We start from the raw sequence: 13,946 nt of genomic DNA, 5'->3' as shown, positions 1-13,946 counted from the left end.
ACAGATTAAATACCCCAAGGGGTATTCGCTTCATGGTCAGCCAAGAAGAGAAAACAAAACTCATACACCGTATCAATCGCATCCAGGGACAACTGGAAGCCATAAAAAAAACAATTCTTGAAGATGAGAAGGACTGTGAAAAAGCCATCTTATTGCTCAAAGCATCGCATCAGGCAATGAAAAAATTTGGTGAGGCGTACATTCAAGAGTATATGGATTCTTGTTTTAAAGAGAGAAAAAATACGAATTCCATCGAACTAGATGTGAAAAAGGCCATCAAGGCAGCCTTTTCTCTCTAAGCTTACCCTCTCCTACCTTAAAAAAATCGCAAAACCAACTTGACGCCAACATACCCCCACGGGTATCTTGGCGTTGTGACTAGCATACTATAGGGGGTATGGTAATGTATTTAGCTTCAACCAAAACATGGTATTTAGAAAGGACTATTTTTTTGCTCGCAGGTTTGTTTAGCCTCGCAGGCATTTCCATCGGCTATTTAGTTTCCCCATTTGGGTATTTACTGAATTTGCTTGTAGGGATCAATCTAGTGGTTTTCGCAACCACGGGATTTTGCGTTATGTCCGTAATATTGAATAAGCTTGGTTTTGCAGCTAAGTGTAACCGGGAGTAGAACATGAAACGCGCGTTAATGATTGTTGTCCATTCACTACTGATGGTTCCAGGATTCTTGTTTGCGGATTCACTTTCGTTTGAAGAACTTTGGCAAAAAGTAGAAAGCCACTCCCTTGGTAGGCAGGCAAAACAGCTTGAATACAAGGCCTCGGAAGTAGCAAAGGAAAGAAGCGATAGACATTGGCTCCCGCGTGTTTACACAGACGTTCGAGCCTATAATACGAACGATCCGGCTTTGAACTTACTCGGTAAATTAGGGCAAAGATCTGCCACTGATGCGGACTTTTCAACCGCGTCCGCTCGAGTTAGACCGGGTAATTTTCTAGATAGCAATAACCAACCGTATAACACTCTTAATTCGGATACAGCCAATCTATTTGCTAAAGACACTCTGAACAATCCTGGTTCCAATACATATTCTCGTGGAAGTCTCGGGATAGACTTACCTGTGTATGAGGGTGGTGCAAGTCAGACTTTATCCAAAATACAAGAAAAGAGATCTATTGGTATAAAATTTGAGAAAGAGGCTTTGAGGGATAGAGAGTTTGCCAACTTGGCACTTTATTATAGAGGATTACAATCGATTGCAGAATATAAAACAAGACTGGAACAAATCTCCAAGACAGAGTCTCGTTTCCAGTCAGGATACCAACTGGCAAACAAGAGTAATCCTGTCGGGTATTCTGGATATTTGGCACTCAAGTCCTTAAAAAATCGTTTGGATGCAATGAGCAAAGAATCTTCCAACCAACTTCTCGAATTCAAAGAAAATCTTTCCCTACTCTCAGGTATGGAAGCAGAACAAATCCAGACGATCTCAGCAGATCTATTTCCCTTTGTAGATACCCACTTCCCTAAATTAGGTGAAAAAGGTGATTCAAATTATACAAAGGCACTCTCTATTTATACGGAAACTGAGGGGTTAAAATCAGAAATGGAAATGTCAAAGTTTTTACCTAGAGTGGGAGTCTACTCGGAAGCAAATGCCTATAGTGGAAGCCGAAGCACCCAAACGGCATACAACGCGGGTTTTTATGTGCAAATGAATCTCTATAACCCAAAGGACATGGGTGCCGTGGAAGAGGCAAAACTGCAAGCAGAGGCCATGCGAAAGAGATTGGAAGAAACAAGAAATAAAGAAGAGGCCTTTGTAAAAACTTTAACAAATCAAGAAGTTGCTTTGAGAGAAAACTATCTACTCATCAAAGATTCTTTGAAAAACCAAGAGGAGCAGGTGGTTTACATGCAGAGGTTATTTCAATCCGGTGCTGTTAATGCGATTCAGTTTGCGGAAGTTTTAAATCGTTCCATTGATGTTGCAAAGTCAATGTTAGATATTGAGCTAAATTACATACGCGTCAGATCCGAGTTACATTTAATACAAAAAGGAAATAGTAATGAACCAGCTTCAACTAATTAAAAGAGGATTTGCGGGAAAACTCGCTGAGATGTTTATGTTTTCGAAACTAACTCCCGTCATAGCAATCGGAAGCTTGCTCATCGGCGTTATTTCCGTTTTTTTAACTCCCAAAGAAGAAGAGCCACAAATTAGCGTGCCCATGGTAGATATACAGATCCCTGCACCAGGTTTCTCTCCTGAGGAGACCGAGCGAAAGGTAATCGAGGTGGTTGAGCGGGCGATTTGGGGAATTGAAGGCGTGGAGTACATCTATTCAACAAGCAAATGGCATGGAGGGCTCGTTACGGTTCGGTTCAAGGTAGGAGAGCCCATAGAACCATCTCTGGTTAAAATTCATCATAAGCTCATGGAAACAAGGCAATGGCTTCCAAAAAATGTAATGGATCCACTAGTCAAATCTTTCTCGATAGATGATGTTCCTTTTTTAACACTTACGTTTAGTTCTGAGACTATGGATGACTATAGTTTAAGAGGTAAGATCGCGCCATTGGCAAGAGAGTTATCATCTACTCCTGATTTGGCGAATGTGGAACTGTTGGGTGGAAGAAAAAAAGTAGTTCGAGTGATTGTAAATCCAGGAGATATGGCGCGTTATGGAGTTACCCTTTTAGAAGTTGCTAGTTCACTTCAAGCGAACGATAGTTTTCTCCCTGCTGGTAATAATTGGTCGAAAGATAAGGTCATGGATGTTGAAGTTGGTGGTCAAATTAATGGAATCTTAGAAGTAGAAAGGCTTCCCATTGTTCAACGTGGTGGGCGAGTCATTCGTTTGAACGATATAGCAAAAGTTTTTGAAGGTCCAGAAGAGAGAACAAAATCATCATATCTCTATGATAAAGAATATGGAGCTAAAAAGCGCAATGCTGTTTCCATTGTTTTTGCGAAAAGAAAAGGCACGAATGTTGTGACTCTTGCAGAAGATTTACTTACTCGTGCACAAGCTTACCAATCAGAATTACCAAGTGATGTTAAATTATCAGTCGTAAGGAATTATGGAAGCACTGCAGCAGATAAATCTCATGAATTGATCGAACACTTAATGATCGCAACTTTATCAGTTACCATACTCATCGCGCTTTGGATGGGTTGGAGAGCATCACTTGTTGTCGCCATTGCGATTCCTGTGACGCTTGCGCTTACGTTAGCAGTGTATTACTTTATGGACTATACACTAAATCGTGTCACCCTGTTTGCACTGATTTTTTCCATCGGAATTCTAGTAGATGATGCAATCGTCGTTGTAGAAAATATTGAACGTCATATGGAAGAGAATCCGCATCTAGGTATCGTCAAAGCGACGTTACAAGGTGTATCTGAAGTAGGGAATCCAACAATACTTGCAACATTTACTGTAATTGCAGCAATCTTGCCAATGGCTTTTGTTCGGGGTCTCATGGGTCCGTATATGAAACCGATTCCCGTGGGTGCAAGTCTTGCGATGATTCTTTCACTTTTTGTTGCATTTATCATCACTCCGTGGGCTTCCGTAAGATTGCTAAAGCACAAGCAGAAAGAAAAACATAGTGATTCGAAGGAAGAGTCGATATCTAAGCTCGATAAAATTTATATTATCTTCACGAATTGGCTACTAGCGACAAAGAAGAATGCAAGTTTGTTTGGAATCATCATCATTGGTTTGCTATTCATATCCATGGGATTCGTTGCCTTAAAATTAGTAAAAGTCAAGATGCTTCCTTTTGATAACAAAGAGGAATTCCAAGTGCTACTTGATTATCCACCGATGACAAGTAGAGAAGTCGGGTTACTTAAAAGTGAAGAGTTGATCGCGTCCCTTCTCGCTAACGAAAATGTGATGAAAATTCAAGTTTACACTGGTGATTCCGCACCGTTCTCCTTTTCGGGAATGGTAAAACATTCTTTTCTAAGAAATTTGGAATCCATGAATGATTTACAAATTGTTTTGAAAAATAAATCGGATCGAAAAGAATCGAGTCATGAAGTGATTGAATCTCTTCGTCCGCTCATACGTAGTTTTGGAAAGAAACACGGTGTCATCACAAAGGTTTTAGAAATTCCACCGGGTCCACCTGTTATGGCGACAATGGTTGCGGAAATTTATGGACCAAATTCCGCCGAACGAAAGAAAGTTGCCGATGAAGTTTACAATATCTTTGCGGCAGAGCCTAGTGTTGTGGATTTAGATACGAGTCTACGCAATGGCCGTCCAAAAATTGTCTATCCAATCGCTTATGATAAGGCTGGGACTTTTGGGATTCGAGCCATGTCACTTGCGGGAACTGGCAGGTATTTATTTTCAGAATCGCCCTTGGTAAGTCTTTCTGATGCTTCGGAGCCTGAGGAAGTTACCGTAAATCTTTCCGTCGAACAGACGTTTCGTTCAAATAAAAGTCCTTTTAGCGGTCAGAATCTTCTGTCCATGGAAACGGGTGTAATCCCTGCCTCCTTGGTTCTCGGAACTCCAAGGATCGAAGAAGATAGGGCTTTATTTCGTAAAAATCTGAAACCCGTTTCTTACGTTACAAGTGAACTCTCTGGGGCAGAAGAATCTCCCGTTTATGGTATGTTAAAGATTGCGCCAAAAATTCAATATGAAACAAGGACAGCGGAAGTTCCATGGAATACTACAAAGCCTGTAGTCAAGTGGGATGGAGAATGGTATATCACCTATGAAGTTTTCCGTGATTTAGGAGGAGCATTTGCTGTTGTCATGGTATTGATTTATATTCTGGTGCTTGGTTGGTTTCGAAGTTATACCGTACCACTCATCATCATGGCTCCCATTCCGATTTCACTTATCGGGATCTTGCCTGGACATTGGATCATGGGTGCTTATTTTACTGCTACTTCAATGATAGGATTTATAGCCGGCGCGGGGATCATCGTAAGAAATTCGATCATTCTCGTGGATTTCATTGAAGCGGAAATAAAAAAAGGCGTCGAGGTGAAAGAAGCGGTGATCCATGCTGGGGTGGTTCGTTTTAGACCAATGTTACTGACGGCTTCAGCGGTAATCGTCGGTTCCTTCATTATGCTTTTTGACCCTATCTTTCAGGGGTTAGCCGTCTCATTAATGTTTGGTGAAATTGCAGCTACCATTCTCAGTCGCTTTGCTGTCCCAGTACTATACTATTCCTTTGTAGGGAATGCGCGGAAAAGAGAATTGTTAAGGAAGGAAGAAGAACATTTGTTCGTCTAATTGGGTAATAATATGAGTGCTCTTTGGATTGGTATCATCATTGGATTTGTGATGGGACTCACCGGTTCCGGAGGGGCACTCATCTCAATTCCCCTTTTCATTCTCAACTTTGAGATGACTTTGAAAGAAGCGACGAGCTTCTCGCTTGTAGCCGTCGCGCTCTCTGCTTTTTTCAATCTCCTCACGCAATGGGAGGAAGTTGATCTGAAGCTTGCTCTTTGGATCATTCCTTTTTCAATCATCTCTAGTTTTCTGTTTATTCCAGTAAAAGTTTTGTTGTCTGAATGGATTATTTTTATATTACTCTTTGTCGTATCCCTCTTTGGATTGATTAGTGTTTGGTGGCCAAACAAGAACAAAAATGATTCCAGGATACGAAAAGAAAACATTCCCATCCTTGGTTCCATGTTAGGCGTTGCTTTAGGAATTCTTACTACGCTTACTGGACTTGGAGGAGGAGTGCTTATGATGCCCGCCTTGATATCTTTTTTTCAGTTCCCTCATGAAAAGGCTGTAGCAACGAGCTTGCTCCCGATTTTTGTGACTTCTGTAGCTGCGTTTCTGTTCCAATGGAAAGACGGATTGCAACTTCCAGAACCAAAACTATTTTTTTATCTATTTATGGGGATTCTACTGGTGGCGATCCTCTTTCCTATTTTGACACGAAACATCCCGAAGACATTTACACTATTACTCAGGAAAATTTCTTTTAGTCTCATTGCCATTTTTTCCCTATCAAGTATTTTGGAGGCACTACCATGAAGGTGCAGCATTTTTTTGACTCGGATACCTTTACTCTCACCTATCTTGTATACGATGAGGATTCAGAAGATGGGATTTTGATTGATCCCGTCTTAGATTTTGATCCAAACTCGGGCAATGTTTCGACTAAAAACTTGCAAAGAGTTATCAACTATATACAATCAAAAAAAATCAAATTGCGAGCAATTCTTGAAACACACGTACATGCAGATCACTTATCAGGCTCTCAATTTTTAAAAAAGCACTTCCCGGAAGCCGTCATCGGTGTTGGAGAAAGGATCAAGTTAGTCCAAGAGACATTTAAAAAACACTTCAATCTGCTATCTCTAAAAACAGATGGTTCCCAATTCGATCATTTGTTTACCGATTTTGAGAAAGTAAAGTTCGGCAGCATTTTCCTTGAGGCAATTCCCACTCCAGGTCATACGCCAGCTTGCATGAGTTACCTAATCGGTGATCTTTTATTTACAGGCGATGCACTCTTTATGCCAGATTACGGAACTGGGAGATGCGATTTTCCGAATGGAAGCGCCAAGGACCTATACCAATCGATCTCAAAAAATCTATATACGTTGCCAGAGCAGACACGAGCATTCGTGGGCCATGACTATCTACCAAACGGTAGAGAATTGAAATTTGAAACAACAATAGGCAATTGCAAAAGTAATAATATACAACTTTCTGAGCATACAACGGAGTCAGACTACATCGCCTTTAGAGAAAATCGAGATCAAGGTCTTGCAGTTCCTCGGCTGCTTTTGCCAAGCATACAAGTGAATATCAATGCCGGAATTTTGCCAGAGCCAGAATCCAATGGTACGTCATATTTGAAATGGCCTCTACATTTTATCCTTGAGAATCCTTGAGTGCTAATTATCCCTTTCTTATGGATGTTTCCCTTGGCTTGATTTATGTGTTTTTAGGTGGAGGAATAGGCAGTGTGCTTCGGTTTTCCATCGAACGATGGACTGGTAAAGCATTTCCATCTAGTTTTCCGTATTCCACTCTCACTGTGAATTTGATCGGTTCCTTTTTTATCGGCGTACTATTTGTTTGTTTGGATCGTTTGTCCCTCCCATCGCAGTATCGATTGTTCATCGGCACGGGCCTGCTTGGCGGATTCACCACTTTCTCAACTTTCTCTCTTGAAAATGCGTTACTCATCCGTAATGCGAGTTACCAGGCAGCAGTTGTTAATATTGCCACTAGTATCCTATTAGGTCTTTCGTTCGTGATCCTAGGGATTTATTTTGCAAGTCTTGTCATCAAAAAATAGAAAAGGTTCAAACAAAAAAAAAGCCCGACTTTTACATCGGGCCTTTCGTCCAACCGCTCAGGGATGGGAGTGATTACTTATCTGTAACCTTCCTTTGTGATTTCGCTATGGTTTAAGTAGAGACCAGTTGCTGTAACAGAAGCCGCTCTGTAGTGACCAGAATACTGAGTATACGTCACGTTAGAGTTAAAAGGCCAAATTCCTTCACTTTGAGTGAGTGAAGATTGGCATTTGTTCAGCCCGCCTGCTTTGTTGTATCCACATGACGAGTGGTAAGCGACGGCATAGTCGTCTTCACCTGGAAGGATCGCAGAAGCGCCTATGAGTCCTTTGTAACCTGGAACATGGTAAATACCAATCGATCCAGTGTTGTTATGGTTGAAAGCACCGCGAGCAGTTCCTACGATGAGAGCTTTGTCCATTGCATTTCCGCCGAAACCGAAAGTTGCTCCATTCAAAGCAGAAGCAAGTTCAGATCCACCAGAAGCCGCTGCTAGAGCCGTTACTTTTGTCAGGTTGAATCCTTTAGAAGAAGCGGTTCCACCTAAGTTAGAAAGCCAAAACTCGATCGCATAACAACCCGCAGAGTGACAAACGATTTTACAAGAGTTTGCACCTTTGCAATAGTTTGTAAGACCTGTTGTTACGTTAGTTTGTGCACGAGAAGCACCGTACGTTCTAGGGTCAGTGGTTCCATCGTAACCGATGAAAATTTTGGAACCAGATACGGAACTAGGAGCAGTACCCCAATAATTGTTCACATCAGTTGTTCCCACACCGTTGTGGTTCGAGCCTGATTTTCCATGGATGAAAACTGTGTAAGTCTGTGCACTGACGCTCGCTGTGAAAAGCAGGACCGCCAGAATGGTAAGTAGGTTGCGCATTTAAATCTCCCAAATGAGGTATATGCTTCAAGGTAGCGAAATGTAATAAATGTGGCAATAAAAAAATAAAATGTGGCAAATTATTTATTTAGGTGTCGTACTAATGAATTCTCTTTGGGAATTCCCTTAGTTTTGGGCGTCCGGGCAGGCTACTTTGGGGTTCGCTCCGCTTCCGTCTGCCGTAGCAGACCAAGCCCGTCGTATCCTTGACGCAAGTATTCCCTTGGGCAAAAAAAAAGCCAGCGAAGCGCTGGCTTTTTCTCAGGAGAAGGAGAGAGTGAGGAAACTTATCTCCAACCTTCTTTCGTGATTTCGCTGTGGTTTAAGTACAACCCAGACGAACCAACCGAAGGAGCTCGGTAGTGACCCGAGTATTGGTTGTAAGTTTGGTTTCCACCAAAAGGCCAGATTCCTTCATACTGCGTGAGGGAAGATTGACATTTGTTGAGACCACCAGATCTGTTATACCCACAAGAAGAATGGTAAGCGACAGCATAATCATCTTCGCCAGGTAGGATCGCAGAGGCTCCGATGAGTCCTTTGTAACCTGGAACATGGTAAACACCAATAGAAGCCGTGTTGTTATGGTTGAAAGCACCACGAGCAGTTCCTACGATGAGAGCTTTGTCCATTGCGTTTCCAGCGAAACCAAAAGTGATACCGTTCAAAGCAGAAGCGAGTTCCGATCCACCAGAAGCAGCTGCGAGCGCCGTTACTTTTGTCAGGTTGAATCCTTTAGAAGAAGCAGTTCCACCAAGGTTCGACAACCAATACTCGATGGCATAACAACCAGCAGAGTGACAGACCACTTTGCAGGATTTAGTTCCCTTGCAGTAGTTTGTGAGACCCGTTGTGACATTTGTTTGAGCGCGAGAAGAACCGTAAGTTCTAGGGTCAGTGGTTCCATCGTATCCGATGAAGATTTTAGAACCAGAAACGGAACTAGGAGCCGAACCCCAATAATTGTTCACATCAGTTGTTCCCACACCGTTGTGGTTCGAGCCTGATTTTCCGTGTATGAAAACAGTATAAGTTTGTGCGCTTAGGGATCCCGCTAAGGTAAGTGCAAAGAGTGCTGTTAAGGTTTTGAGTAAAGTTCGCTTCGTCATTTTTGTCTCCGAGTGTATGCTATAATTGTTGTAGAAGATTGGCAAAAATATGGCAAGAATAATTTTTTAAGGAAATCCCTAAAAAATAGAAAAAATGAATAAAAATCGCAGTCCGTTTTAGTTTTTCATTGAAAGTCCTGGAATTAAATTAAGATTCGATAGATTTTCCATACTCTCGAAAGTGCAAGGTGACCATTGAAATCCATCAAAGAAGCTAGTGAAACGTTAATAGAATCCAGAAAAGAAATGCACAAAGGCATCGTCGGGCAAGAAGACCTAGTAGATGGCCTTCTCCTTGCCATGCTCTCCAATGGACACGTGCTCATCGAAGGACTTCCTGGTCTGGCAAAAACGAGAGCAGTCAATTTGCTCTCTCAGGTTTGCAGAGTAGATTTTCGAAGGATTCAATTTACACCGGATTTGTTGCCAGCAGATATTGTAGGTACACGGATATTCAATCAAAACAAGGCTACGTTTGAAAATCAATACGGTCCGATCTTCGGTAATTTTATCCTGGCTGACGAAATCAACCGAGCTCCCGCAAAAGTACAGTCCGCCCTTCTTGAGGCGATGCAAGAGCGTCAAATCACTGTGGGTGAGGAGACGAAAAAGTTGCCTGCCCCTTTCCTTGTATTTGCGACGCAAAACCCGATCGAACAAGAAGGAACCTATCCTCTTCCAGAGGCACAACTTGATAGGTTCCTTCTGAAACTTGTCGTAGGTTACCCGAAAAAAGAAGAAGAGGCAGAAATCGTAAAGATGGTTGTTTCTGAGACAAAATTCCCTGAAATGAAAGCCTTCTTTTCGGATAAAGACATCATCAGCTTGCAAGAGTTAGGTAGGACTGTCCATCTAGAGGACAAATTGATACACTACATCGCCGAGATTGTACTTTCGACGCGAAATCCCGAAAATTATGGGCTTCCAGATTATAAACAATGGATTGGGCACGGAGCTTCTCCGCGAGCTTCGCTTGCATTGGCACAAACTGCCAGGTCTGTGGCTTTGATGCATGGTCGAGATTTTGCTACGGCGGAAGACGTACGTTCGGTGGCGCTATCGGTGCTTCGGCATCGAGTATCTCTAAATTATATGGCAGAAGCCGAAGGCATGAAATCGGAAGATCTAATCCTTAAGATATTACAAACGGTAAAAGCTCCCGCCTAGCGAGAAGTTAATTTAGTGAGCCAAACTTCCTCAATCGAAATACTTAAGCGAGTGCATCTTTTGGAATTGATTTCCAAGAAAAATGCATCATCTCTGTTAGATGGACATTACTTAACGGAAATTCCTGGAAAGGGAACAGAATTCAAAGAAGCTAGAAAGTATGTCAATGGCGAATCAATTCGGCTCATAGATTGGAATATGACTGCTCGATTAGGTGAGCCCTACGTTAAAATATTCCAGGAAGAGAGAGAGCGTAATATCTATATTGCTATGGATGTTAGTCCTTCCATGTATACAGGCTGGCAGGAGAAGACTAAAATTGAACATGCTGTAGAGCTTGCGGCAACTCTCGCATATAGCACGATTAAGACGGGCGATCGATTGGGATATGTTTTTTTTAATGACCAGATACTCGCTGAGTCTCCTGCCAAGACCGGTAGACGACAGCTATATCAAATGTTAGAGAGACTTGTTTATCATCGTGACAATCCTTCTCTTTCAGGTAAAACTGATATTCGTAGCGCGATCCATTCTCTTCAAAGAAGAAAAGGACATCGATTTGTCGTCTTTTTGATCTCAGATTTTATTGATTTAGATATGCCGGATGACCTGCGTTATTTGGTAAGTTCGCATGATTTGGCTCTCATGCATGTATATGAGCCTTTTGAATACTCTCAATCAAAATATTTAAAATTTCAATTCAAAGATCCGGAAAATGAACAGAACATTTTACATACATCTGCTCGCTCCATTCGGACGCTAGTGGAACAAGAAGATCATTTAAAAGAACTTTCTTTAAAATACGGGCTCACTTGGGGATCTTTCCCAAGTAATGTTTCCGCAAACCATTCGTTAGGTCATTTTTTTGCGCGCAAAAGAAGGATCTCAACATCATGAAACTTTCAATAAGTGAACTGCTCCCTATGGAAATTTTATCTGAAAGTGAGGTTTATTTTTTGAGGGTAATTGTTCCCATATTGCTTTTAATGCCTTGGGTTATCGGAATCGGATTTTATCTAATCTATAAGTTGTTCAAGTGGTTAGCATCCCTTAAGCCGAAAGTGAATCCTGCACAAACAGTGAAAGATGAAAAATTATCTCTTCATCCTATCTCATTCGTTGATCAAGCGCCAAAGTTAAAACAAATTGAAGAACTGGCACAAACAAGCCCGCGTTTGGCGATCATGGAGCTAAGTAAGTTTATTCGAATCGTAAATCTTGCCAAAGGCTATGAAAAATCTTCTTTGGAATTTTACATAAAGTCTATGAATCCAAAGTCGACGCATGCTTGGACAAACGTCCTATCGAAAAGTTTTAAGTCTGTTTTAAAGGCCCCACACGATCTTTTTGCGGAGATTGTGCTCTCTTCTTATCAAGTTGAAGAACCGACGACTGCCCTCGCTCTCAGTTATATAGAAAAAGTAAGAACTCTAAAAACAAAGTCTAAGGAAAAATTAACTTGAGTTTCGAATATCCTTACGCACTTCTTTTGTTAATTGGTGTTTACTTTGTCCATAAGTATGGATATAAGACGGATACGATTCTATTTGCCCCATTAGGTTGGAATGCGGATAAAAAAAATCAATCCTCCTTTTTGGAGAAACTTGTAAAGAAATCGGAAATATTGGCTTATTCTTTTTTGGTTTTTGGTCTTTCTGGACCTTCTTTATCCTTACCAAGGGATTCCATTCATCTAGAGGGGATTGATTTGACCATCACACTCGATCTCTCCGCAAGTATGCAGGCTGCAGATTTTCGTCCCAATAGACTCGAGGCAATGAAAGAACTCGTAAAAGAGTATTTGGATGATACTCGAGGAAATCGAACAGAAATCATTGTCTTTAGTGGAAAGGTATATTTACATTATCCGTTTACTAATAACAAAACAGCGATGAAAAAGGCTATTGATAGCATCCACTTTCAAACCATTGATCATAATAAAGCGGGAGGAACTAACATAGGAGATGCGATACTCTATTCATTAGAAGAGCTAAAGAAAGTTAAGGTAGAGAATAGAGAACAAGCGATTCTAATCATTACAGATGGTGAAAATTCTGGCGGTATCGATCCGTTGATTTCAGCAAAAGCCGCCATCAAAGAAGGCGTTCATTTATACATAGTCGGACTTGCTGGTGAAACGCCTATTGAAGTGTATGAGTCAGATGGTTCTCCCTTTATCGGTGCTGATGGAAAACAAGTTGTAACAAGCCTTAAAGATGAAAGTTTACAGAAGATTGCGAATGAAGCGGCAGGATTATATTACAGAGCAAAAGAGGGGGATTCGTTAAAATCGATATTAAGAGAAATTAGTGAATTAGAAAAACATCCCTTAGAAGTCAAAAAAGTAACAGAGAGAGTGTCACTATTTCTTCCCATTTCAATACTTTCTGTAATCTTCTTTTTTATATTTTTTCTCGGGAATGGCATTTGGTTTCGGAGGCCACTTCGATAATGGGCTTTCTCTACCCGTTAGTATTACTTTTATCCGTACCGGCTCTCCTGTTTTGCATTTGGTTTATCCGAATGCAATACCTGGCTATAAGAGAAATTAGTAATTTAGTTCATCCTTCCAAAGTCAGTAAACTAACAATGCTTTTGAGCAGTAAAGATGGCAAATTGTCGGGATATTGGAAATTTTGGTTCTATCAAATTTTCTTATCCATTTCTTTTCTATCTTTAGTTGTCTCCTTAGCGGGGCCAAACATTAGTGGAGATTCCAAAATTGAGTCAAATCAAACATCTGTTTATTTTGTATTCGACGGATCTTGGAGTATGGATGCAGAAGATGTCAAGATCCTCGATGGTTATTCTTTTGTCCCTCGAACCAGATTCGAAGAGTCAAGATTCCACTCGATGGAATTATTAAAACGAAATTCCGATCAAGTTTCTTTTGGTGTCATAACATTTGCTGGATCAGCTGTACAACACTCCCATCCACTACCGGACCCTGTTTGGATCAATGATATCCTTTTTAATCAGATGAACCAGCATAACACCTTTTATAGCGGCACAAATTATGTTTCGGCATTTCAAGAATTGATAAATTCCTCAAGATATTTAGGAGAAGGGTTTCAGGTTGTCTTATATTCAGATGGGGATGCCTCAGAAGATGAAAAAGCTAAGGGGTTGGAATATATTAAAAATTTCTCGAGGCTAGGCATTCCCGTTCATGTTGTAGCTTTGGGTACGATACAAGGCGCTGAAACAGATCTAACATTTAACTTACTTAAGTCAGTTGTATCAAATAAAAATCTATCAGGCGATGCTGCAGGCAATGACTATGAAATTTCTTCAAATGTTTCCGTTCAAAAGCGTAAGAGTGTTCCCGATTTTGAGTTTCTACGGAGGATAGCAGTGGAGACAGGTGGCGCCTTTATTCGTACGAATGAAGGCTATGCAGGTTTTGATGAGTTATCGGATGCGATCCACACAGCAAAAGCCAAGAAACAGACCTTACTCTGGGAAGCTGGCGGTAGAGAAGTTATTAGCCCCTACTTCTTTTTGCTTCCTTTCTTAT

14 protein-coding genes are annotated in these 13,946 nt (G+C 41.1%); 12 read left to right on the top strand and 2 right to left on the bottom strand.

Features of this window, described 5'->3' with window-relative positions:
- Positions 1-32 precede the first annotated feature (32 nt).
- From EHQ58_RS14905 to crcB, 7 genes are all read left to right on the top strand, one after another.
- Positions 33-299, top strand: coding sequence for a metal-sensitive transcriptional regulator (locus EHQ58_RS14905; protein ID WP_135624708.1), 267 nt, complete (start codon positions 33-35; stop codon positions 297-299).
- A gap of 104 nt (positions 300-403) precedes the next feature.
- Positions 404-631: a YgaP-like transmembrane domain gene (locus EHQ58_RS14900; RefSeq protein WP_135624707.1), complete on the top strand. Its 228-nt coding sequence runs from the start codon at positions 404-406 to the stop codon at positions 629-631.
- A gap of 3 nt (positions 632-634) precedes the next feature.
- The gene (locus tag EHQ58_RS14895) at positions 635-2,053 is read left to right on the top strand and encodes a TolC family protein (RefSeq protein ID WP_135624706.1); all 1,419 of its coding nucleotides are present in this window, start codon (positions 635-637) and stop codon (positions 2,051-2,053) included.
- A complete protein-coding gene (locus tag EHQ58_RS14890) occupies positions 2,031-5,231 on the top strand; it encodes an efflux RND transporter permease subunit (RefSeq protein ID WP_135624705.1) in 3,201 nt (1,066 codons plus the stop codon). The genes EHQ58_RS14895 and EHQ58_RS14890 overlap by 23 nt, the downstream gene beginning before the upstream one ends.
- A gap of 12 nt (positions 5,232-5,243) precedes the next feature.
- Entirely contained in the window at positions 5,244-5,993 is a 750-nt protein-coding gene (locus EHQ58_RS14885; RefSeq protein WP_135624704.1) for a sulfite exporter TauE/SafE family protein, read from the top strand.
- Entirely contained in the window at positions 5,990-6,859 is an 870-nt protein-coding gene (locus EHQ58_RS14880; RefSeq protein WP_135624703.1) for an MBL fold metallo-hydrolase, read from the top strand. Before EHQ58_RS14885 ends, EHQ58_RS14880 begins: the two co-directional genes overlap by 4 nt.
- Positions 6,856-7,269: a fluoride efflux transporter CrcB gene (crcB, locus tag EHQ58_RS14875; RefSeq protein WP_135624702.1), complete on the top strand. Its 414-nt coding sequence runs from the start codon at positions 6,856-6,858 to the stop codon at positions 7,267-7,269. Before EHQ58_RS14880 ends, crcB begins: the two co-directional genes overlap by 4 nt.
- Before the next feature lie 77 nt (positions 7,270-7,346).
- Here the strand turns inward: crcB and EHQ58_RS14870 are convergent, their stop codons facing one another.
- Together EHQ58_RS14870 and EHQ58_RS14865 are read right to left on the bottom strand one after the other, a co-directional pair.
- Positions 7,347-8,153: a hypothetical protein gene (locus EHQ58_RS14870; RefSeq protein ID WP_135624701.1), complete on the bottom strand. Its 807-nt coding sequence runs from the start codon at positions 8,151-8,153 to the stop codon at positions 7,347-7,349.
- 287 nt (positions 8,154-8,440) lie between these two features.
- Positions 8,441-9,262 (bottom strand): hypothetical protein, encoded by an 822-nt coding sequence (locus EHQ58_RS14865; RefSeq protein ID WP_135624700.1) that lies wholly within the window; start codon positions 9,260-9,262, stop codon positions 8,441-8,443.
- 195 nt (positions 9,263-9,457) lie between these two features.
- On the opposite strand from EHQ58_RS14865, the gene EHQ58_RS14860 reads away from it, so the two are divergent.
- The 5 genes from EHQ58_RS14860 to EHQ58_RS14840 all read left to right on the top strand — a co-directional run.
- Entirely contained in the window at positions 9,458-10,429 is a 972-nt protein-coding gene (locus EHQ58_RS14860) for an AAA family ATPase (RefSeq protein WP_246047380.1), read from the top strand.
- A gap of 15 nt (positions 10,430-10,444) precedes the next feature.
- A complete protein-coding gene (locus EHQ58_RS14855) occupies positions 10,445-11,326 on the top strand; it encodes a DUF58 domain-containing protein (protein ID WP_135624699.1) in 882 nt (293 codons plus the stop codon).
- The gene (locus EHQ58_RS14850) at positions 11,323-11,892 is read left to right on the top strand and encodes a hypothetical protein (RefSeq protein WP_135624698.1); all 570 of its coding nucleotides are present in this window, start codon (positions 11,323-11,325) and stop codon (positions 11,890-11,892) included. The genes EHQ58_RS14855 and EHQ58_RS14850 overlap by 4 nt, the downstream gene beginning before the upstream one ends.
- Positions 11,889-12,881: a vWA domain-containing protein gene (locus EHQ58_RS14845; protein ID WP_135624697.1), complete on the top strand. Its 993-nt coding sequence runs from the start codon at positions 11,889-11,891 to the stop codon at positions 12,879-12,881. The genes EHQ58_RS14850 and EHQ58_RS14845 overlap by 4 nt, the downstream gene beginning before the upstream one ends.
- Positions 12,882-13,018: 137 nt before the next feature.
- On the top strand, positions 13,019-13,946 hold a 928-nt coding region (locus EHQ58_RS14840; RefSeq protein WP_167883647.1), incomplete at its 3' end, for a vWA domain-containing protein.

It is taken from the genome of Leptospira ognonensis (assembly GCF_004770745.1).
GTDB lineage: Bacteria > Spirochaetota > Leptospiria > Leptospirales > Leptospiraceae > Leptospira_A > Leptospira_A ognonensis.
The sequence above is the reverse complement of the archived record's forward strand: the minus strand, read 5'-3'. Positions and strand labels throughout refer to the sequence as shown.